The organism is Veillonella sp. KGMB01456 (genome assembly GCF_023051165.1).
GTDB lineage: Bacteria > Bacillota > Negativicutes > Veillonellales > Veillonellaceae > Veillonella_A.
The window spans coordinates 32726-53111 of record NZ_JALKIG010000010.1 but is presented as its reverse complement, the minus strand read 5'-3'; the positions used below and the strand labels follow the sequence as shown (position 1 = coordinate 53111).

Annotated in this window: 24 protein-coding genes and 1 tRNA gene; 22 read left to right on the top strand and 3 right to left on the bottom strand. The window is 42.3% G+C overall.

Annotated elements, in window-relative coordinates:
- The first annotated feature begins 1 nt into the window (after position 1).
- The 14 genes from MXE28_RS04665 (at position 2) to MXE28_RS04600 (ending at position 10071) form a co-directional block, all read left to right on the top strand.
- On the top strand, positions 2-154 hold the full coding sequence (locus MXE28_RS04665) for a CD1375 family protein (protein WP_226974162.1): 153 nt from the start codon (positions 2-4) through the stop codon (positions 152-154).
- Positions 155-199: 45 nt separating this feature from the next.
- Entirely contained in the window at positions 200-574 is a 375-nt protein-coding gene (locus MXE28_RS04660) for a hypothetical protein (protein ID WP_021842211.1), read from the top strand.
- Between the two features lie 12 nt (positions 575-586).
- Entirely contained in the window at positions 587-799 is a 213-nt protein-coding gene (locus MXE28_RS04655) for a hypothetical protein (RefSeq protein WP_226974161.1), read from the top strand.
- A 1-nt stretch (position 800) separates the two neighbouring features.
- Positions 801-1391: a hypothetical protein gene (locus MXE28_RS04650; protein ID WP_247239855.1), complete on the top strand. Its 591-nt coding sequence runs from the start codon at positions 801-803 to the stop codon at positions 1389-1391.
- Positions 1392-1394: 3 nt separating this feature from the next.
- Positions 1395-1532: a hypothetical protein gene (locus MXE28_RS04645; protein WP_247239854.1), complete on the top strand. Its 138-nt coding sequence runs from the start codon at positions 1395-1397 to the stop codon at positions 1530-1532.
- A gap of 680 nt (positions 1533-2212) precedes the next feature.
- On the top strand, positions 2213-2512 hold the full coding sequence (locus tag MXE28_RS04640) for a hypothetical protein (RefSeq protein WP_021842207.1): 300 nt from the start codon (positions 2213-2215) through the stop codon (positions 2510-2512).
- Positions 2509-2772, top strand: a complete 264-nt coding sequence (locus MXE28_RS04635) for a hypothetical protein (protein WP_021842206.1) — start codon at positions 2509-2511, stop codon at positions 2770-2772. Before MXE28_RS04640 ends, MXE28_RS04635 begins: the two co-directional genes overlap by 4 nt.
- A 10-nt stretch (positions 2773-2782) precedes the next feature.
- The gene (locus tag MXE28_RS04630; protein ID WP_247239853.1) at positions 2783-3112 is read left to right on the top strand and encodes a hypothetical protein; all 330 of its coding nucleotides are present in this window, start codon (positions 2783-2785) and stop codon (positions 3110-3112) included.
- A 183-nt stretch (positions 3113-3295) separates the two neighbouring features.
- Positions 3296-4246, top strand: coding sequence for an Abi family protein (locus MXE28_RS04625; RefSeq protein WP_226974158.1), 951 nt, complete (start codon positions 3296-3298; stop codon positions 4244-4246).
- A gap of 47 nt (positions 4247-4293) precedes the next feature.
- Entirely contained in the window at positions 4294-4806 is a 513-nt protein-coding gene (locus MXE28_RS04620; RefSeq protein WP_247239852.1) for an N-acetylmuramoyl-L-alanine amidase, read from the top strand.
- Between the two features lie 24 nt (positions 4807-4830).
- On the top strand, positions 4831-5379 hold the full coding sequence (locus MXE28_RS04615; protein WP_247239850.1) for a hypothetical protein: 549 nt from the start codon (positions 4831-4833) through the stop codon (positions 5377-5379).
- A 400-nt stretch (positions 5380-5779) separates the two neighbouring features.
- Positions 5780-5980: a helix-turn-helix domain-containing protein gene (locus tag MXE28_RS04610; protein ID WP_247239849.1), complete on the top strand. Its 201-nt coding sequence runs from the start codon at positions 5780-5782 to the stop codon at positions 5978-5980.
- Positions 5981-6392: 412 nt separating this feature from the next.
- A complete protein-coding gene (locus MXE28_RS04605) occupies positions 6393-7871 on the top strand; it encodes a nicotinate phosphoribosyltransferase (protein ID WP_021842200.1) in 1479 nt (492 codons plus the stop codon).
- 121 nt (positions 7872-7992) lie between these two features.
- Positions 7993-10071 (top strand): hypothetical protein, encoded by a 2079-nt coding sequence (locus tag MXE28_RS04600; protein WP_247239847.1) that lies wholly within the window; start codon positions 7993-7995, stop codon positions 10069-10071.
- A 204-nt stretch (positions 10072-10275) separates the two neighbouring features.
- Here the strand turns inward: MXE28_RS04600 and MXE28_RS04595 are convergent, their stop codons facing one another.
- Positions 10276-10884: a methylated-DNA--[protein]-cysteine S-methyltransferase gene (locus MXE28_RS04595; RefSeq protein ID WP_247239846.1), complete on the bottom strand. Its 609-nt coding sequence runs from the start codon at positions 10882-10884 to the stop codon at positions 10276-10278.
- 180 nt (positions 10885-11064) lie between these two features.
- On the opposite strand from MXE28_RS04595, the gene MXE28_RS04590 reads away from it, so the two are divergent.
- The gene (locus MXE28_RS04590; protein WP_021840176.1) at positions 11065-11439 is read left to right on the top strand and encodes a RidA family protein; all 375 of its coding nucleotides are present in this window, start codon (positions 11065-11067) and stop codon (positions 11437-11439) included.
- A gap of 128 nt (positions 11440-11567) precedes the next feature.
- Here MXE28_RS04590 and MXE28_RS04585 read toward each other — a convergent pair whose 3' ends face one another.
- Together MXE28_RS04585 and MXE28_RS04580 are read right to left on the bottom strand one after the other, a co-directional pair.
- Positions 11568-12674: a protein tyrosine phosphatase gene (locus MXE28_RS04585; RefSeq protein WP_247239844.1), complete on the bottom strand. Its 1107-nt coding sequence runs from the start codon at positions 12672-12674 to the stop codon at positions 11568-11570.
- Positions 12675-12945: 271 nt separating this feature from the next.
- The gene (locus tag MXE28_RS04580) at positions 12946-13905 is read right to left on the bottom strand and encodes a hypothetical protein (RefSeq protein ID WP_156704546.1); all 960 of its coding nucleotides are present in this window, start codon (positions 13903-13905) and stop codon (positions 12946-12948) included.
- Between the two features lie 435 nt (positions 13906-14340).
- Between MXE28_RS04580 and tadA the strand changes: the two genes are divergently transcribed.
- The 7 genes from tadA (at position 14341) to MXE28_RS04545 (ending at position 20285) form a co-directional block, all read left to right on the top strand.
- A complete protein-coding gene (gene tadA, locus MXE28_RS04575; RefSeq protein ID WP_226974150.1) occupies positions 14341-14814 on the top strand; it encodes a tRNA adenosine(34) deaminase TadA in 474 nt (157 codons plus the stop codon).
- Positions 14793-14881: transfer RNA gene (locus tag MXE28_RS04570), tRNA-Ser, on the top strand. Before tadA ends, MXE28_RS04570 begins: the two co-directional genes overlap by 22 nt.
- A gap of 166 nt (positions 14882-15047) precedes the next feature.
- Positions 15048-15665, top strand: coding sequence for an NUDIX hydrolase (locus MXE28_RS04565; protein WP_021841922.1), 618 nt, complete (start codon positions 15048-15050; stop codon positions 15663-15665).
- Positions 15666-16024: 359 nt separating this feature from the next.
- Positions 16025-16495, top strand: a complete 471-nt coding sequence (locus MXE28_RS04560) for an NfeD family protein (protein ID WP_021841921.1) — start codon at positions 16025-16027, stop codon at positions 16493-16495.
- 114 nt (positions 16496-16609) lie between these two features.
- On the top strand, positions 16610-17590 hold the full coding sequence (floA, locus tag MXE28_RS04555; RefSeq protein WP_206512531.1) for a flotillin-like protein FloA: 981 nt from the start codon (positions 16610-16612) through the stop codon (positions 17588-17590).
- A 12-nt stretch (positions 17591-17602) separates the two neighbouring features.
- Entirely contained in the window at positions 17603-18442 is an 840-nt protein-coding gene (locus tag MXE28_RS04550; RefSeq protein ID WP_021841919.1) for a hypothetical protein, read from the top strand.
- A gap of 274 nt (positions 18443-18716) precedes the next feature.
- On the top strand, positions 18717-20285 hold the full coding sequence (locus MXE28_RS04545; protein WP_226974148.1) for a nitrite/sulfite reductase: 1569 nt from the start codon (positions 18717-18719) through the stop codon (positions 20283-20285).
- Positions 20286-20386 lie beyond the last annotated feature (101 nt).

The following is a 20386-nucleotide window of genomic DNA, read 5'->3' as shown; positions in this document are numbered from 1 at the left end:
TATGGAAATCAAAATTAATCGAATCATGATAGGTGTGTACGGTAAATTAGTATTAGCAGGAATCAGAACGATTACAGGCGAAGAAGGTAAAAAACCTGTGCCAGACGCTTATGTGCCGTACGTTTTAGAATGGCTTGACGAACACGACGAATAACAACCGCCTTCGGGCGGTTTTTTATTTAAAGGAAGGAGGTAAGCTATGAAGAACGGAGTACCGGAGTACGACCTCGAAATTAATCAAGGTGATGACTTTTATCGAACCATACAATTCTCGATGGGCGATAAACCTTTTGATATTACCGATTGCACGTTTAGATTCGGCGGTAGGTACAATTTATCAAATAAAAAGCTTGATTTTACCGGACAAGTTGAGGTGTTGGATAGTCATACAATCCGTTTGCATATCCCTAACGAGGTAACCGGCAAGTTACAAGCCAATACAGACTACAAAATGCCGAAAAAAGCCTATTACGATGTGCAAATGATTAAGGACGGGTACGAACGGCGTATATTGCAAGGTGTGGTTAATATTTACGCCGGTAATGCTTATAAGGTTGCTATAGATACAAAGTAGGAGGTAGGCAAGATGGACATTGCAGAATTCGAGGCCATTCGCGTGAATGTAAGCGAGCCGGAGATACTGTCTCTTGACGTTAGCGAAGGTAAGGAAGTTATACAAGAACTATATGTAGCCGATGGTAAGTTAGGCATCACACACGGTAATGTGCTTGAGAAATTACCATATGATGACACAACCGACTTGAAAGCGCTCTATATATTAAGCAAAGGAGAAAACTAATATGGCGACTTTAAATGAAAATTTGAAAAGTTTTGCGGCAGCACTTGGCAACGATTATAAAGCCCTGAAGAGTTCGATTAGCGCAACTGATAACAAAATCGGCACTCTGGCAGGTCTTGAGACGACTAATAAGGGTGACATCGTAACGGCGATGAATGAACTCAAAGAATCTATTGTAGATGTGCAAGGCAAGGCGATTACGGAGGAAGCAGTGGATGTAAAGCTGTCTGCCAAACAAGACAAACTCACGCCCGGCAGTGGTATTACTTTAACGGGCAATACAATCAGCGCAAGTGTTGATTTAAGTGCATTGGCAACAATTGCAAGCGTTGACGATAAAATCAAGACCGCCGTTGATAAACTAGTGAACGGTGCCGATGCTACCATGGACACCTTTAAGGAAGTACAAGACCTCATCAGAAATGACCAAACCGTAGCAAGTGCATTGGCTGAAACCGTAGGCAAGAAAGTCGATTATGCTAACGCACAAACTTTGACCGCGGCTCAAAAGTTACAGGCTTGCACTAATATCGGCATTGGCGACCCGTCTATTGATTTAGTCGCCATCTACAACACCGCAAAGGGGGCGTAATAGATGCTAATTGACTCATTGGTAAGCGTGCTAAAGGCTATTGGCAAGGATATTAAGACAATAGCTGATAGTGTTGACAAGAAGGCGGATAGTGCTGACTTGTCATCTAAGCGTGATATTAGTAATACTGAGTTTACTTAAAGTATAGCAGTAAAGGCGGATGATTATAGTGGTATTAAGCTATACAATACAGCAGGCGGTTACGCTAGACTTGAATGTGCACCTGAACACAATACTGGTATTATTGCAAGTATTATCAAACGTGATAAGAATGATGCCCTGAAGTATGTATTAAGCCTACCAGCAAGAAATGGAACACTGGCAACTACTGACCAAATTCCTGAAGGTGGACTAGGGAATGCACCATTTAGGCAAAATAATACATCAAATGCACACCTTATTAAAAACAACTATTGGGGATTATGGACAAGCACAGGAACACTTAATTTTGACTGGTTTACTGGTAATAAGACCCCTTATATTACCTTTGACGCTGGTGGAATTAAAATACGGGGTACTTTAGTACGTCATGTTGTAGACAGTTGGCACAACCCAGCGAACGGTGCCTACTGGCGTGAATGGAGTGACGGCTGGTTAGAAGAAGGAGGATACTGCCCTATTAGTGGTACACCTTCCATTGTCACAGTATCTTATCATAAACCGTTTAAAAATCCACCTATCATGACACTTACTGATGTGACAAAACAAGACACAACAGGTGGAGCTGATGTGTATAAAACTCCTACCACAACAAACTTTAGCGTCATATTAGTAAGGAATAATCGACAAGGTTTCTACTGGAAAGCGGAGGGGGATAAAGCATGATAGGAACTAAGATTTATAAAGATAAACTAAACAACTACACCGAGGTAGCCCAGTGGTGTAACGCCAACAACGCTACTATAGTCGAACGTGAAGACTACTATGAGGTAGTCCCAGTAGTAGAAAAATCGGAAGATGAACGAAAACGGCGCGAAACGGAACTTATGTATCGTCTAGAAGTAATTAAAAGCGGATATGCCGGAGCAGAATTGATGGGCACAGATAAAGAAACATTGCAAAGAGAATATAAAGCGACAGTTGAGGAGTTACTTAAACTACAGAAAGAGGTGGCAGAGTGAATTGGCAAGATTTATTAGCAATAGTCAGCATTGCAGCCATTATATTAGGTCTGATTGAAAGAGCCGCTTTATCCTCAATTACTGTTAAGTTGAATAATATTGAATCTAGTACAAATGATATTAAGGTCGAATTTAAGCAGTTGCGTCAGGATAGTCATAGTGCGGATAATCGTATTACTAAACTGGAAGAGTCTGTAAAATCGGTTCATAAACGTCTCGATGATATGCAAGAGCATTGCGGCAAAATGCATCTGGAGTGAGGGGTGGTATATGAATAAGCTAGTCAATAGAATAAAAGCCATATATAGCAATATACGCATTGCTAATATTAAGCCTACCGGCGTTCTAGCCACTAGGGCGTTGATAGGTGTGTTATTAATCCCTATAATTGTGGTTATTATGGCCTATGTAATGGCATTTACTGCCGGCAAAGTGACTGATGATAGTGGCCGTATTATTGACACCGGAATTAAGATTGTAGATCACATATTTATACCAACAGTGCTTACTGTTATCGTAGGGTTTTTAGCGCTTTGGATAGATAAAAACCACAACGGAATACCAGATAAGTTAGAAGATAATGATAATAAGCCACTCTAATTTCTAGAATGGCTTAATTATTAGATAAGGAGGTAAAACTATATTTAAATAAAGTGCGCCTATATTTAAATAAACTTTACTTTTAATTTGTAGTATGATAATATATGTATAAAGACAATCCCCCTACCTCTCCTAGTGAGCAGATTTATTCTGAGCGTAGGGGTTTTTTTATAGGAGAAAATGATGGAATATCCGAAACCGTTGACATTTGAAGCGTTGGCAGACTTGTTTAAACAGCGAGGCATGGAAGTTTTAGATAAAGATATTGAAAAGCTGAAACATATAAATTACTATAAACTAAAAGAATTTGCGCATCCTTTTGCTAAAACGCAAAAGATACAGAATAAAGTTTTTGTATCATATGAGGGAATAAAGTTTAGTGAAGTTCTTATGCGATATTATCAGGATAAGAATTTAAGACTTCATTTATTACATGCAATAGAAAAGATAGAAGTTTCAGTAAAAACTGAGTTGTCACATAAACTTGGATTAAAATATGGACCTTTTGGTTATTTATTATTTTATCAATGGGTTCATAGAGAAAAGTATTCATCATTCGAAGTAGAAGAAAAGCAATATAAGTTTAAAGTTAGTTTGCTTAAATCAATGAAAAGACAAAATTCTCCAGAATTTTCTAGAAAAGAAAATTTAAATAAAGATGGGTTTCCAACTATTTGGTTGGGAATTGATTTATTAACTTTCGGGGAACTAGTTATAATATTAGATTTATTGAATTCTAGCTTATTATCAGATATAGCTGCTAAATATAATACAACATCGGAAGAATTTTTATCGTGGATGAAATGTTTGAGTTTCATTAGAAACATATGTGCTCATAACGGAAATTTAATTGATGTAAAATTGAAAACTAAGCCAAAATATCGCAAAAAATGGATGTCATATTTATATCTAAGAACATCGAGAGATGGAAAACAAACATATCCAACTGATAGATTATCTATAGTATTATGTATAGTAATTCATATGGTTAATACGATTAATCCTAATTATAGGTGGAAAAATATAAAGTCTGGAATATTTAGTTTGTGTAGAGACTCAGAAGAAAGGGCCCATTTATTAGGCTTTCGAAGTTTGAAAGATGCAAAGAATATAATAAAATATATTTTAGAATAGAGCACTCTTTAGAGTGCTTTTTTTATACCCTAATAGGAGGTAAAACTATGAAAGTATTTATAAACCCCGGCCACGACCGAGTATATGATAGTGGAGCTATCAACCCGGTAACAGGAGTCCGTGAATGTGACATTGTTGCTAAAGCAGGTAAACTGTTAGCTGGCTATTTACAGACTGCAGGTCTTGAAGTTAGGACACTGCAAGATGATAGTTTAGCGTTGGTTTGTGCAGAGAGTAATGAGTGGGGCGCTGACTTATTTGTAAGTCTGCATTGCAATGCATTTAATACTCAGGCCCGTGGTACAGAGACGTATTATAAGTCATTTAATGGACAGAGGTTAGCCAACTTTATCCAGTCCCAGATTATCCGCAGCGTGCCTACAATAGATCGTGGTTGTAAAACGGATAATTTATATGTCCTAAACAACACTGATACAGTAGCCGTATTAGTCGAGATGGCATTTATCGACAACATGGAAGATCTAGCAATTTTAGAGAATGATTTAGACAAAATGGTCCGGGCAATTGCTCGTGGCATTACTGACTATTGGACGGCTTAAAATAATTAATTAGGGGATAGGGATATGGATAATAAAAGAATATGCTATGTGCTTTATGCTGCCATTGCAGTAGTATTGATTATTATTTGTACGGCATTTTATATTAACAGCCGGGAAAAAGTTGAACAGCCCAAAGTTATACCTCAAACTACTATGTCAAATCTAGTAGAGCTTGCTAAAGAAATTAAGGTTACACCTAAGCAAGCGTCTCAAATTGTAGAAGTGATACCTCAATCTAAGCCGGTTATAACGTATACAGTAGTAGCACCTGTAGTAGAAAAGGCTGCTGTTAAAACTGCTGAGGCAATTAAAAATAAATCACCGGATATACCAAAAGAAGCCACTGCTAATACTGATAGAACTGTTGTTGTACCGAATACTGAAAAACATAAGGTTGATGTTTACAAAATCAATCTTAACAAGGAACATAAAATTAAAGCCGGCGCAACGGTAATCAATGATAAGATATATCCATCTATCGGCTACCAAGCCGGGCGAGTAGAAGGGCTCATGCATTTTGATGGTTCAAAAATAAATGGGGCTACAGTGATGTACACTGTGGTCCAATGGTGAAAGGTACGGTGATACGTTTATCTCGTAGCATATTGCGTTAAGTATGTGAAAAAGAAGAAAGCCCAAAAGGTTAGATAAAATCTAGCTTTTTGGGCACTTTTTTTGTTTATATTACTTGACAATACTGCGAATTCGTAGTACAATAAAATCATAGAAAGGAGGTAAACCAATGAAAAATAAAATAGAGCTTATAACGGCAATAATACAGTTGGTGACTGCGATATTATTACTGATACAAGCTCTAAAAGGTTAGCAAAAGGTGGTCATCGCAAGATGGCCACTGACCTTTACCTTAATATAAGTATAACACATTGGTAAAAAATATGAAAATGATGATTAACTGGATAGCATTGATAATTAGTATTGTTGCATTGTTAATTGTGATAAGTAAGGTGATATAATGAAAGTGATAGAAGAGGTAATGACAACGAAAGAAGCAGCACAAAAATGGGGAAAAGTACAGGCTGTTATTCAACAAAATTGTTTGGGACAAAAAGGGCTACCACCACGATTTACTGAAGATGAGTGCCGAAAGAGTGGCGGAACTTGGTTAGTTACTAAATCGGGGATGATTCGCTTATATGGTGAGCCTGTGGAGTGATATGTTTTCATATCACTACCACACAAAACAATAGGGTGGTACGTCAATAAAGAGGACGCTATAAAAGCTCGCAAAACAGCCGAGATAAAATACTTTAAGCCAGTATAAAAAAATACGGTATAATTACATAAATATAAGAGCCACATAATACGCTGATTGCATATTGTGCGGCTCTTATTTTTATAAATATTGCGTTATAAAAGTATAAATATTATAATGACATCATAGTATTTTATTTCATGTTATAAGGTTGACGTTCTTGCTCTGTTACTCAACTACTGCACAACTAAATAATTGAGAATGCAGTGTTGAAGCGGTTTTATGGCGATAGTCTTGTTACCTCTAGTATATCGGGTTAATAGTTTATGTCAACACAATTAATATATTTATTAGAAGAGATGAGGAATGTACTGTGATTAGTAAAGCTTTATTAACGGATTTGTATCAATTTACCATGATGCAAGGGTTATTTAAGGAAGGTCTGCATCGTACTCCTTGCGTTTTCGACCGTTTTTATCGTAAAAACCCTTTTGATGGTGCGTATACGGTAGTGGCCGGCTTAGAGCACGTTATCGATTATTTAAAAAATCTGTCCTTCAACGAAGATGATATTGCCTATTTACGTGAAACCGGTTTATTTGAAGAAGATTTTCTCGACTATTTAAAAGATTTCCGCTTCACCGGCAGTGTGTATGCGGCACCGGAAGGGACTGTTGCCTTCCCGGGGGAATTGTTGCTTCGTATTGAAGCACCTAAAGACGAAGCGATGCTCATTGAAACGTCTTTATCCATGTATCTCAATCATGAATCACTGATAGCTACCAAAGCGCGTCGTATCCGTAGTGTGGCCGGTAACGACAGCCTCGCCGAATTCGGTATGCGTCGGGCCCAGGGGACCAATGCCGCCGTTTATGGTGCCAGAGCTTCCATTATCGGTGGGTTTAACGGCACCAGTAATGTGTACTCCGCATCACAATACGGTATTAAACCGGTAGGCACCATGGCGCACAGCTGGATCATGAGTTTCCCTGATGAACTCACGGCCTTTCGTTCTTATGCGGAACAATACGAAGATATGTTGGTACTCCTCGTAGATACCTATGACACATTGAAACAAGGTGTGCCAAATGCCATTCAAGTTTTCAAAGAAGTGAAAGAACGCCGCGGTGGCACCATGCCTAAGGGGTACGGTATTCGTCTCGACAGCGGCGACTTGGCGTACTTATCACAGGAAGCTCATCAAATGATGGCGGAAGCAGGTTTCCCGGATGCTACGATTTTTGCATCCAATGATTTGGATGAATACACCATCGCCGACTTGAAAAGCCAAGGCAGTGCCATTTCCGCTTGGGGCGTAGGTACCAAACTAATTACCGCCGACGGCACATCCGCGTTGGGCGGCGTGTATAAATTGGCCGGTCAATGGAAAACCGATGGCTCCTTTGTACCAACCATGAAGTTTTCGGATAATGTAGAAAAAGTAACGAATCCGGGCCGTAAAAAAGTATTGCGCCTCATTAACCGTCGCAATCGCAAGTTAATCGGCGATCTGGTTTGCCTCCTCGATGAAACAATCGATACGACCAAACCATATACCTTCCAAAATGCCATGTATCCATGGAAACGGACCCATTTAGCGGCTGACAGCTTCGACGTAGTGGAACTGTTGGTGCCGATTTTTGAAAACGGCGAATTAGTCTATAATGTACCAAGCTTGCCTGAAATCGTAAGTTATGCAAATGAGCAAATTAAATTGCTCTGGCCTGAATATTTCCGCTTGAATCGCCCGCCAATTGTTAAGGTGAATATCAGTCAAAAATTACACGAATTGAAACAACAATTGTTGCTTGAAAAAGTAAAGCACAACAATACGGAATTTACGGAAGAATAAGACTGTATACAGTAGCACGCTATGTTTGCTAGGTATAAAGAAGCGGTCATATTCTCAGGAAAAGACTAAGGGAATCGTAAAGTCTAAGGGAATAGTAAGTAGATATAAAGGAGTGAATCAGATGAAACACAAGTATCTGAAAGGATTGGTATTGGCTGCGTTATTGGGGCTGGCCACACCGGCGATTTCGGGCGTTTCGGCAGCGGAAGCAACAAGTAGTACGTTGGCGCCGATTAGCTTGGGTTATGGTATCGTAGCAAGCAGTGACGCGATTGAAACAAAAGTATCACCTGATACTATAGCCATTAAGCCCCAGCTCGTAAGCACGGTGATGACTACCGTAGACAATAAAACGGTGAACTTACCGGCGGGCGTTACCGTGTTTGACTTAAAACGGATGATGACGCCAATGGGGATGGTTGACGGTACAAAATTTATTTCCGCCAAAGAATTGAATGCGGAATATGTTAAAGATATTCGTGACATGGCTAGCAAGAAAGAACTCAACATAAAAGAGTTGAAGGATTTTAACGGCACGATTTATCGCGACTGGAACTTATATCAATTGCGCGGGGAAGATGCGGAAGGAGTTCATACGGCATATGTAGTGGATTTGGCGCTGGGACCTGATTATATCAAAGGCGAACGAGCTAATCTTGAAATCAGTAACGCTTTGTGGGATGCGGCGGATAAATCAGTAGCCAATGCTAAAAAATCCGTTATAAACAGCAGAGACGGTGTACAAGAGCGTGATTCTATGAAGTTTGCCAAAACGGCGGCCATTGCAGCGGCCTATATGTCGCAAGTATCTAATACGGGTGATTCGAAAGATCAATTAGGTCATACGTGGCAGGTGGTTCGTGATTTGGGCGATGAACTGACGAAGCAGCAAGAAGCTATGCTTGCGCCGTATCCGGCTGAATATGATGCGAACGCGTTCTACGCGGCTATGGTTAAAGGCACCGAGGCTGTACCTGTGATGCGGGATGCAGCGTCATTCAATCAGTTTGTTGACAAACATAAGAACAATTTGGTGAAAGCCTTAGTGGCTGATCTAGATAAGGCGGCCGGTGAATTGAAAACACAAGCTGAGACGAATGAGCGTGCCAAAGAAAAATTGGAGCTTAATCGCAGCCTTCGCGACGGTTTGAAAAAAATCTTTGCTACGTCGGACATTAAAGCGGATTATTTAGACCAAATGGAACAGTTGAACTCCATCTTTGGGCCGGTCCTATACTCTCAGGCTCGTGAAGTTTTTACCTTTGACAGCTATGAAATTCCGCTCGGTGGTTTGAATTTAGTTCGTTTTGACAAAGAGGGTCCGGTTATAACAGTATTAACCACGAATGACGGGGACTTTAATTATTGGCAAAAGCAGTGGCAACGCATGTATGGGCTTGAACCTCAAGTCAGAGCGTTTGATGCTGATACGAAAAATGCCGCTATTCCGGCTAAAACCTCGACAACACACATGAGAGCTTTAGGTCATGACGGAAATATCGTGGTACCGCGTGACCTAACGGTTAAAAAGCTATCTGATACGGTGATTGTACCGACCTTATGGAAATTCCTTGAAAAAGATACGAAAGAATCGATTGCCAGAGGTCCGGAACTTCGCGATTGGGTGACTGATAAATTGTTGGTTGGCGATGAACGCTTAGATAGTATTAAGCGTTATGAAATGCAAAAAGAACGCTTGCAGTATTTTGAAGATTATCGCCTCGGTGAAAAGACTGATGTGTACCAATGGCAAATGAAGGATAGTGAAGGTCGCAAGACGGCCACTGTATTTGGCTTAGTCTTGACGCCGCAAACGACGAAGGGTTACTCGACGATGCTTCAAAAAGACCTTATCGATTTGCAGTTGCCGGTCCTTAACTCTTATTGGATGCAAGGTGACGGTCGCTTAGAGAACAACGTCTTGGGCGCTACTATTTTCAGCGGTATATCCGATTATGCCTATACGTCGGTAACGATTAAAGACCAGACACCTTGGGCGTTATTACCACATTATACGCATCCGGCCTACATGGCATCGGCTCGTGTATTTGTGAATGCGAACGGCTTTGAATTGCCGTATTATTTACAGGGCGTCGTTGTATTGACGCAGCCGAATCCGGTAGCGTATGTAATGCTTACGTCCGATCTGGAACGAGATGAATTTGCACCACGCTTCGTGCAGTTCATTCAAGAGTTATAGACGATTGTAAACTGTTGTAAACCTTTATGAATTCGGAGAAAACTATATAAAAGTACAAAGAACCTGATTATTTATTGATCAGGTTCTTTGCATATAATACTATTAGCTTGTCATATTGGGCCGTTAGTTTCCGGACCGGCTGTGTAGGAAATTAGCTGTGTAGGAAACTGGATATGTAGGGGTTAAGCATTAAGGGGCCAAGCATTAAAATGTATTTTTCGTTGTTCGTTTCGGCCACTTTAGGGGCTCCATGTCCACACCTTCTAAGGTGTGGAGTTTGATTTTGACGTCTAAACCGCCGGTATAGCCGGTGAGGTTATTGTTGGCACCTACAACACGATGACAAGGTACGATAATAGGAATCGGATTGTGACCGACAGCACCGCCTATGGCGCGAGCGCGGATGCCCGTATTGGCATCGTTAGGATAGAGCTTTTTAGCTAAGTCTCCATAGGTGACGAGCTCGCCGTGTGGGATTTCTAATAAGGCTTGCCAAACTTTTTGGCGGAACGGAGTGCCGATGAAGCGAATCGGTGGGAATTTTTTAGGCTCTTTGCCGGCGAAGTACTTGGTGAGCCATTTTTCCGTAGTTTTAAAAATCGGTAATTCTTTATCGGTGATTTCCTTTTCAGTTGGCTCCAATCGGTACTGCTGGCTCGGCATACTGAGGCCAATTAGGTTATCACCATCACTGTACAGGGTAATGACGCCTATGTCGGGGAAGGTTGTTGTGTAACTATAGATTGTGTCCGGCGTTGTGTTCGTTGTTGTGTTCGGTGTTACCTTAGATTCAGGGGAGCATTTTGTGGTCATAGTCAGATGCCTCCTTAGGTGCTTAAATATTTACAAAATGAGTCTATGACATTTTGAGGTAAACATTTCAGGTTATTTTGTCCATTTGATATTGTACATCGTCGTAAACTTAATTTATAATGAGTCTATAAGCAAATTATACAAGTTTACGCGTGTAATTGTCCATGAAAGGAGTTTTTTATGAAACCTGTATTTACTGAAAACGCCCCTAAAGCTTTGGGCCCTTACTCTCAAGCTATTAAAGCCAACGGTCTCGTATTCATTTCCGGTCAAGGTGGTATCAATCCTGAAACCGGTAAATTGGTTGAAGGCGGCGTTGAAGCTGAAACTTTACAAGCTATGAAAAATATCGAAGCTATTTTGAAAGAAGCAGGCACTGATTTCTCCAAAGTCGTTAAAACGACATGCTTCTTGGCTGATATTAACGATTTTGCTAAATTTAACGCTATTTATGCTGAATATTTCACTAGCAAACCAGCTCGCAGCTGCGTTGCCGTTAAAGAACTACCGGCTAACTTCTCCGTAGAAGTTGAAGTAATTGCTGTGGCTGAATAATCTACTTTAACCCTTAACAAAAAACTCCGGTACATGCGGTGATGCGTGTATCGGAGTTTTTTTATGTCCATGTTAGTTAGCACTGCGCGTATTAAGTTTTGCGCGGAGTTTTTGGCAAAATAACCTTGCTACGGCTGAGGCTTTGGATTTAACCATTCGCTCCAACTGAGTTCAAAGCCTGTCTGATAATTTTGCTGTACATAGCGATAGAACTTGTTAATCATAACCGCTTTTTCCTCGTAATAGGGAGCCTTCCAAGTATCTTTATCGGATGTAGCCGCCACATTATTGCCACCAATCAACTGCTGGCGCGCTAAAATATCGGCTAACGGTATATCCGGGTTTTTCATAATGTCATACATAGCCATAAAGGCAGTGGTACGGCCTTTGCCGGCCTCGCAGTGGAAGTGGAGCCATGCGTTCTTTGGTAGTGTTTTGTAAAAAGCAATAAAACGATCGATGGAGGCTTCATCCGGCCAGGTGTGATCGGTAGCGGTAAAGCGCACATAGCGTAAGCCCAATTCTTTGGCTATTGTTTCCTCGGTTTTGGCTGATGTAACTGTAAGCGTCTGTTCGTTAATGGCGTTTTTATCCGCATCTAAAGAAGCGATAGGAAGGGCCGTATTTACCAATTTATTGGCGTAGTCCCGCTCTTCATTGATGATAGTTTGATAGGATTTGCCCACATTGCCCCAGTTGCGTTTGCCATAGTGACTCACAGGAATTCCGTTTACAAAAAGGTGAGTTTCTTGGCGTAAGTCCACTACATAAATCGGACCGTCGGTCTTGGTGCGCAAGGTATTGGCGATTTGTGCCAATTGCTCCGCCGATGGCTGAGAACTGCCGGAGATATTTAAGGTATCCAAGCCCTTGCGGGTAGGTAAATTGGGATCTGTTTTAAAACGGTCGCGAGACGTGCGAAAAGCCGGAGGTAAAGTAGCCGTATTTTCGTTATCTTCGCGCCACATATACGCCGTATAAGGGTTAATCAAACGTTTATCGGCATATAACTGATTGGGATTTATCGCCGCTTGAGTCTGCTTGGCGACGGCTTTGGAAGTTTTTTGGTGTTCATTTTTACTCTCTAAGAGCGTTTCCTGTGTCGGCAATTGCAGGCGCGGGATGGCTTCTTTTGGCAAAACAGCTTCGCTCGCAAAAGCGGTGCCGTATAGCGTGGTGCCGATGATAGTCATCATGGCGGCGCGTTGCCAAATGGAGTTTGATTTTGATCTCATAAGAATACTCTTTCTATATCATTTGAAAATATGCTTGTAATACCCTGAAAACTTATATGGGGTTTCTTAAGTATAACATATTTGGGAGGAATAGCGTATGTTGCGTTGAAGAATACGGCGATAAGGGAATAAAGCAAAAAAGCCTGCAAATCCTAGAATCCACAGGCTTTTTTGTTGTGTGTTGTGTGTTTGTGTGTTGTGTGTTGAGAATTTATTTAGTTGTGTTGGTTTTTACGTGTGTGTTTGAGAAAGCTTAAAAAGGAGATATTTCTTAGAAATTGACATCCGTGTAGGAAGTCGGGGTTGCATGTTCGTACTGACGGTTGTTGTCGTACTTTTTCATATGCTTTTTGTCATTATGATGCGGGCCTTCATGATGTTTTTGACCATCCATCATAGGAGGCTGTCCCATAGGAGGCATATCCTGCGGACCACCTTGACCGCCCATCATAGGAGGCTGTCCCATAGGAGGCATACCCTGCGGACCACCTTGGCCACCCATCATAGGAGGTTGCCCCATAGGAGGCTGACCTTGACGACCATCCCGGTCATGCATCATAGGAGGTTGTCCCATAGGAGGCTGATCTTGACGACCATCCCGGTCATGCATCATAGGAGGTTGTCCCATAGGAGGCTGACCTTGACGACCATTTTGGTCATTCATCATAGGAGGTTGGCCCATAGGAGGTTGACCTTGATGACCATCCCGGTCATGCATCATAGGAGGTTGACCCATAGGCGGCTGACCTTGACGACCATTTTGGTCATTCATCATAGGAGGTTGGCTGTGGCGTTCCATGCGTTGACCTTGCTCGGAACCCTGTTCATTAGCTTGCGGTTGCATTCTGTTGTCGCCATTTGGCTGATACTGGCGTTCCTGACCACGATGGGATTGGCGGTCGTAGGCATTTGGCATTTGACCGGCATTGGTGCGATTAGCGCCGTAGTTAGCTTCCGGCATCAAGAAGATAGCGGTATTAGCTTCTACCTGGTTACGAGCCATGGAACGGGCGCGTAACATTCTGTCATAAATGGTAGGGCTATTGGAACCGTCATCTTGTACGGTTGCCGTTTGAGGGCCCTCTATACCGGCACTAGCGGTTGTTACGTGAGTTGTGGTTGCTTGTTGTGTTGCAGCCGGCTCAGCAGCTATTGAGGTACCCCAAAGGGTGCCGCCTAGAACACCTAGCAAAGCAACCTTTCTCAATAAATTCTGAGTCGATTTTTTCATACTAAGACTCCTTTGCTATATTAACGAGAGATAGTGTAGCAGAACTTTTTGTAACTCAATCATGGAATAACGAAATCTTTTTAGTAACGTTACCAATTTCGTCTTCATCTAATTTTGAAAACTCGGATTGGAGTTTTAGTTTTCTGCTATGGGTATAGCATACAGGGGAATTATGAAATTTGTATGTAAAATTCGTGAAATTACAGTGAAATTTGGATGTATAGGAAATGAATAAGAATATAAGATGTTATTTATATATATAAGGAAAAATTTTTCCGTATAACAGTAGGAAGTTTTTATTTAATAAACCTAAAAACCATGATACAATAGATACGGTTCAAATTTGGTGACCTGTTGGAACCCCATAATCGGATAAAATTACAATAATGGTTATGCGCGGTAATAAGTCGTGAGTTAAGCTTAAGGAGGTAGGTTATGACGGATGCAGAATATATGCAGGAAGCTTTACAAGAAGCAAAAAAAGCCTATGACCTTGGCGAGATTCCCATCGGTGCCGTTATTGTCCAGGATGGCGAGATTATTTCGCGTCATCATAATCGCCGTGAATTAGATCACGATGCAACGGCTCATGCGGAGATTTTAGTCATTCGCGAAGCTTGTGAAATACTTGACCGTTGGCGGTTGACCGGTTGCACGCTTTATGTTACTATAGAACCGTGTCCGATGTGCGCCGGAGCCATTATTAACAGCCGGATTGACCGTGTTGTATATGGCAGTAGCGATTACAAAGGAGGCGCTGTAGAGTCTTTATTTAATGTACTGACCCATCCGGGCTTGAATCACGAGCCTGAGATTTTAAGCGGGGTTATGGCTGACGAATGCAGTCAGATAATGAAGGACTTTTTTAAAGAGCGTCGTAAAAACAAGGAGAAGTACCCAAGAGGCTGAAGGGACCGCACTCGAAATGCGGCAGACCGGCAACGGTGCGAGGGTTCAAATCCCTCCTTCTCCGCCATTAGTTTTGATAACATAATGATTGATATAAATAATTAAACTCTGCAGAATGGATATGTGCCATGAGCAGAGTTTTTTTGTTGTAAAAAGGTTTTAGAATACTTCGTATAGAATAATAATAGCAAAAGCATATTTATTCTTTAAGTGAGATATCGGGAGGCATATACATGAACGATAAGTGGCTTGATTTTGCAATTCGAATCCAAAGTATAGCGCAGGCGGGGCTGGAATACGGTAAAGACAAATACGATTTGGAGCGCTACCAAGAGCTTCGTCAAATTGCAGCTGAAATGGTGGCAGTCAAAACGGATATTCCTGTGGGCAAGGTATATGATATCTTTTGCAATGAAGAAGGGTACCAGACGCCGAAGATTGATACCAGAGCGGCTGTGTTCGTTGATGGCAAGATTCTCCTCGTTCGTGAAAACACCGGTAAGTGGTCACTCCCGGGCGGTTGGTGTGATGTAGATCAAACGATTGCCTCCAATACGGAAAAAGAAGTGAAAGAAGAATCCGGCTATGACGTAAAAGCTAAACGCCTCATTGCAATTCAGGATTGGCGCAAGCACAATGTAACGAATTTAATTTATGGTGTTTTCAAAGTGTTCGTTATGTGTGAATTCGAAGGCGGTCATTTTGAAGAGAACATTGAAACAACGGCAACGGGATTTTTCAGTAAAGACGAAATTCCGGATAATATGGCTGTTGAAAAGTGCTCTAAGGAACAGGTTTTGATGTGCTTTGAAGCCTATGAAAATCCTAATTTGCCGGCTATGTTTGAATAATCGAGAGCCGGCTAATAAAAGCTATTAGTGAAAATAAAACCTCTACGTGAACGGTTATTATCGTGCGTAGAGGTTTTGTGCATTATGACGGACAGTTAAAAAGGGGGCATATAATCGCTGATGGTGTATAATCAAAAAAAAGACAATTGAACAGGGCGATAGGGGGCTTTCTTTTGTGTACATGCGAAAAAATTAATAAAAGTATTGAGAGCTGTGGCGGCTGCAGATAAAATATGCTTTTAAATTCATGTTTTACTGCAGTCGTTTTTTCAAACAAATTATCTTTAAAAAGAGGAGTTCATACTTTACGTATTGAATATTATTAATTAAGAGATAAATTTCGAGAAAGGAGGCACGTGATGATAACGTATCTATTCATCGGCGGCATTGTATTGCTGGGAATCGAGGCTGTTGTGCCGGGTACTTGTATATTCGGCGTGAGCGGTATGGTTCTCTTGTTGGCCGCTCTTTATTTTTACTTGGGCGCCGGTGCTATGGCGTCGATTGTAGTTGCGATTGTATCGGTTATTGCGCTCATTGTCGGTATTTGGTTAGTCAAAAAAGCACCGCATACTTGGATAGGTAGACGTTTGACGTTAACGCTGGAGTCTACGAAGGACCGCGGTTATAGCGGTAATGATGAGCGAACCGATTTATTGGGCCGCGAAGGGATTGCCCAGTCTGTTTTACGGCCGGCCGGGCGCGTTATTTTTGACGATACACCGGTTGATGTAGTAACGGACGGAGAATTCTATGAACCGGGCACTAAAGTAGTGGTTGTTGCCGTTACCGGTGGCCGTGTTGTAGTTAGAAAAGTAGAGTCTGAATAAGCGTTACAAAATATAATCCATTAAGTTCTTGGTGTCCGTAAATGGCGGACTTGTCATATATTTTTTCATAAGTGAAGAGGAGGCTCTATGGAAGCGTTAGTTAATTTTAGTTTTATGTTTATTGTTGTTTCCGTCGTCATAGTCGCAGCCCTGTTTTTCCACTTTGTACCGTTAGGACTGTGGATTTCCGCCTTGGCGGCCGGGGTAAATGTAGGTATTTTTACTTTGATCGGGATGCGCTTACGTCGTGTATCGCCGTCGAAGATTGTTTTGCCATTGGTAAAAGCCAATAAAGCGGGTCTTTCGGTTAATGTTAACCAACTGGAAGCGCATTATTTAGCCGGCGGTGATGTAGACCGCGTTGTTGATGCTTTAATCGCGGCTGAACGGGCGTCTATTCCGTTGACCTTTGAACGTGCTGCCGCCATTGACTTGGCCGGTCGTGATGTGCTTGAGGCAGTTCAAATGAGTGTTAACCCTAAAGTTATTGAAACACCGACGATTTCCGCCGTTGCTAAAAACGGTATCGAACTTAAAGTTCGCGCCCGTGTAACGGTGCGTGCCAATATTGATCGCTTGGTCGGCGGTGCCGGTGAAGCGACGATTATTGCCCGTGTCGGCGAAGGTATCGTAACGACTGTAGGTTCTTCGGAAGAACATACGGATGTGCTTGAAAATCCGGATCATATTTCCCGTACCGTATTGAATAAGGGGCTTGATGCGGGTTCTGCGTTTGAAATCTTGTCCATCGATATTGCCGACGTTGATGTAGGACGTAATATCGGGGCTCAGCTCATGACGGATCAGGCGGAAGCGGATAAGAATATCGCTCAGGCGAAAGCGGAAGAACGTCGTGCCATGGCTGTTGCGAAAGAACAGGAAATGAGAGCCTACACGCAGGAAATGCAGGCGAAAGTTGTGGAAGCGCAAGCCGAAGTACCGCAGGCTTTATCGCAAGCATTGCGTGATGGTCATATGGGTGTTATGGATTATTACAATATGAACAATATTATGGCAGATACCAAAATGCGTGAGACTATCGCTGAAGGGGAAACCACCGAACTGACAACTCAGCCAAATCCGCGCAATAAATAGCGGAGGTAAGCTATGGATTTGGGTTTATTAGTCGTATTGATTATATTGGGGAATGTTATTTTGAGTACCCGTAAAAAGAAGCGTAATCCTCAAGATGGTAATCCTAATGAAGACAATACGAATGTAGAAAATAGGACTGATTACGATTGGTCGAATCCGGGTGAGCAGAACCGTCCGGGACCGCGGTCACAGCAACCGACGAATCCTATGCCGCCAAGTGAAGGGCAGCGTAATCGTACAACGGGAGGCATGGGGCCTGCCGGCAATACGCAAACCGGTAATGCCAATACGCGCGGTCGTAGTGAAGAGGCTATGACCTGGGAAGAGATGGAACGCCATTACGGCATTAAAATGGAACGTAAGGCGCCACCAACGCCACGGCCGACCACCATCTCTAACGAAGCACCGCGTCCTCAAGAAGCGGCGTTGCCACGTGAAGCATCACTGCCGCAAGAAGCTTCGAGACCGGAATCTGTGCCTGTGCCGAACGATGTAAGACGGGAAGAACCGGTTATCGTAGTGGCCAGACAGCGCGTAGAGCCAACTGTAGAACCGGCGCGACGAGATTCGACGCGTCAACAAACGACGACAACGGTAGCTACACGTCAAACATCGACTCGTCAGGTGCCAAAGACGGCTACGATTTCACCGAATCGGACGACCATACCATCGGCACAACCGGCTAAAACGGTGCCGGCACCGAATGTATGGCAACCGACTGCGTCTATGACGGGGCGCCATGTTTTTCACGGTGGCAATCATCGCCTGCCGCCGGGGGGCTTAAAAGCGGGGATTATGTGGTCTATGATTTTACAACCGCCTAGAGCTAAACAGGGAGGCTATCATAGGTAATAAAAGCTGACAATTGCCATGCGGCCGATTGTTACAGATGTGACAATTTTACAAATGTGACAATTGTCACAACACCCTTGTTACAATAGATTTATACTGATTATTGGTTTGATTTGTATGCGTATTGATTAACGTTATCAAATTAAATAGAGACATATTTCGGCCCTCGAGTCGTGTTCAATATTGACGCGGTTCGGGGGACGTGTTACGATTGAAATAGTTGTATTTGAAGTTGATATAAGTATGTCATTATAAAGAAATGAGAGGGATACAGATGACATTTTTAACAGAAGAGGTGAAAGCACGCCTCATCAAAGATTTACCGAAGTTTGCTAAAGTAAGCGAACAATTCTTCAACAAAGAAATTTCAGTTAACGATTACAAAGGCTTGTCCGGCCCGTTCGGTACCTATGCAGAACGCGGCGCTAATACGGGCATGTTCCGTTTGCGTTTACCCGGGGGACGTATTACGCAAAAGCAACTTGCCTTCTTAGCTGATTTATTCACACGCAATGATTTGCCGCATTTGCATTTCACAACCGGTCAATCTATTCAGATTCACAGCCTTCAGGGTCCACAAATTATTGAAATGTTCAAAGAATGCCATGCACAGGGTATTTATTCCCGTGGTGGCGGTGGTGACCATCCGCGTAATATTGCGGCCAGTCCGTTGCGTGGCGTAACACCGGGCGAACCATTTGACATTACACCATATGTACAAGTGGCCAGCGAATATATTTTGACGTTAATTCCTGACTTTAAAATGCCGCGTAAACTTAAAATTGCGTTCACTAACGGTCTTGAAAATGCAACACATGTAACTTTTAAAGACTTAGGTTTCTGGGCACAAGCTGACGGTACCTTTACCGTATATGCAGCGGGCGGTCTCGGCGGCAATCCGCGTAAAGGCATTTTATTGGCTGAAAAAGTAGATCCGTCCGAAATGTTATACTATATCAAAGCCATGGTTCGTACGTTTATTGAAAATGCGGATTATAAGACTCGCAGCAAAAACCGTACTCGTTACATGGTTGCTGAAATGGGCGAAGATAAATTCCGTGAAACATTCAACAAATTCTTGTTGTTCACCAAACGCGTAGAAGATTTGGATTACACTTTACCTGATACTACGATTACTAAAACCGGCAATGGTAAATTGACTCAAGAAGAATTGGCGAAAGCTAACGGTTTAATCGGTGAACAGGTTCAAGACGGTTTATACTATGTATACTATCATCCGGTAGGAGGCCATGCGCAGCCGGTAGTGGCTCGCGACGTATTCCAATACGTCGGTTCCTTGGAAGGTACCGAAGCTCGTATGACCGGTGAAGAAGGTACTTACTTCATTAACTTGACCGCTGACGAAGCTCGTAAAGTATATGATTTAATCAAAGACGACAGCTCTACTTCCAACTTTTCCGCCAGCGTATGCTGCGTAGGCGCTTCTAAATGTCAGATAGGTTTCCAGAACTCTCAGGCTGCTTACAAAGACATTTTGGCTCACTTAAAAGCGGAAGGTATTGATGACAGCTTATTGCCAAAAATCCACATTTCCGGTTGCCCATCTTCTTGCGGTACTCATCAAATCGGCACATTAGGTTTACACGGTTTCGTAAAACAAGTTGACGGCAAACCACAACCGGCCTTCAACTTATTTAAAGGCGGCAGCGATGAATTGGGCGTTGTAACGTTCGGCGAACCTTTGGGCGCCATTACAACAGCTGATTTACCGGCTTTCTTTGCTGAATTGGCACAGACTTTAAATGATGCCGGCGTGGCCTACGATATTTGGATTCAGGACCATGAAGCCGATTTCGAAGCGTTGGCTAAAAAATATATCTAATAAGGCGTAGTTTATTTAGGGCTTTAGGGAAGCTTATAGCTTTAAATGACACCTGAATAACTGCATAATGAAAGCCCTCTCACGACCGGTGAGAGGGCTTT

Excerpts from the sequence above, each read along its gene's own strand:
- MXE28_RS04550 (WP_021841919.1), top strand. The coding sequence starts at position 17,603 with ATGGATTTGGGTTTATTAGTCGTATTGATTATATTGGGGAATGTTATT.
- MXE28_RS04650 (WP_247239855.1), top strand. The coding sequence starts at position 801 with ATGGCGACTTTAAATGAAAATTTGAAAAGTTTTGCGGCAGCACTTGGC.
- MXE28_RS04615 (WP_247239850.1), top strand. The coding sequence starts at position 4,831 with ATGGATAATAAAAGAATATGCTATGTGCTTTATGCTGCCATTGCAGTA.
- MXE28_RS04625 (WP_226974158.1), top strand. The coding sequence starts at position 3,296 with ATGGAATATCCGAAACCGTTGACATTTGAAGCGTTGGCAGACTTGTTT.
- MXE28_RS04660 (WP_021842211.1), top strand. The coding sequence starts at position 200 with ATGAAGAACGGAGTACCGGAGTACGACCTCGAAATTAATCAAGGTGAT.
- MXE28_RS04565 (WP_021841922.1), top strand. The coding sequence starts at position 15,048 with ATGAACGATAAGTGGCTTGATTTTGCAATTCGAATCCAAAGTATAGCG.
- MXE28_RS04580 (WP_156704546.1), bottom strand. The coding sequence starts at position 13,905 with ATGAAAAAATCGACTCAGAATTTATTGAGAAAGGTTGCTTTGCTAGGT.
- MXE28_RS04585 (WP_247239844.1), bottom strand. The coding sequence starts at position 12,674 with ATGAGATCAAAATCAAACTCCATTTGGCAACGCGCCGCCATGATGACT.
- MXE28_RS04645 (WP_247239854.1), top strand. The coding sequence starts at position 1,395 with ATGCTAATTGACTCATTGGTAAGCGTGCTAAAGGCTATTGGCAAGGAT.
- MXE28_RS04590 (WP_021840176.1), top strand. The coding sequence starts at position 11,065 with ATGAAACCTGTATTTACTGAAAACGCCCCTAAAGCTTTGGGCCCTTAC.
- MXE28_RS04655 (WP_226974161.1), top strand. The coding sequence starts at position 587 with ATGGACATTGCAGAATTCGAGGCCATTCGCGTGAATGTAAGCGAGCCG.
- MXE28_RS04640 (WP_021842207.1), top strand. The coding sequence starts at position 2,213 with ATGATAGGAACTAAGATTTATAAAGATAAACTAAACAACTACACCGAG.
- floA (WP_206512531.1), top strand. The coding sequence starts at position 16,610 with ATGTTTATTGTTGTTTCCGTCGTCATAGTCGCAGCCCTGTTTTTCCAC.
- tadA (WP_226974150.1), top strand. The coding sequence starts at position 14,341 with ATGACGGATGCAGAATATATGCAGGAAGCTTTACAAGAAGCAAAAAAA.
- MXE28_RS04545 (WP_226974148.1), top strand. The coding sequence starts at position 18,717 with ATGACATTTTTAACAGAAGAGGTGAAAGCACGCCTCATCAAAGATTTA.
- MXE28_RS04560 (WP_021841921.1), top strand. The coding sequence starts at position 16,025 with ATGATAACGTATCTATTCATCGGCGGCATTGTATTGCTGGGAATCGAG.
- MXE28_RS04600 (WP_247239847.1), top strand. The coding sequence starts at position 7,993 with ATGAAACACAAGTATCTGAAAGGATTGGTATTGGCTGCGTTATTGGGG.
- MXE28_RS04665 (WP_226974162.1), top strand. The coding sequence starts at position 2 with ATGGAAATCAAAATTAATCGAATCATGATAGGTGTGTACGGTAAATTA.
- MXE28_RS04610 (WP_247239849.1), top strand. The coding sequence starts at position 5,780 with ATGAAAGTGATAGAAGAGGTAATGACAACGAAAGAAGCAGCACAAAAA.
- MXE28_RS04630 (WP_247239853.1), top strand. The coding sequence starts at position 2,783 with ATGAATAAGCTAGTCAATAGAATAAAAGCCATATATAGCAATATACGC.
- MXE28_RS04620 (WP_247239852.1), top strand. The coding sequence starts at position 4,294 with ATGAAAGTATTTATAAACCCCGGCCACGACCGAGTATATGATAGTGGA.
- MXE28_RS04595 (WP_247239846.1), bottom strand. The coding sequence starts at position 10,884 with ATGACCACAAAATGCTCCCCTGAATCTAAGGTAACACCGAACACAACA.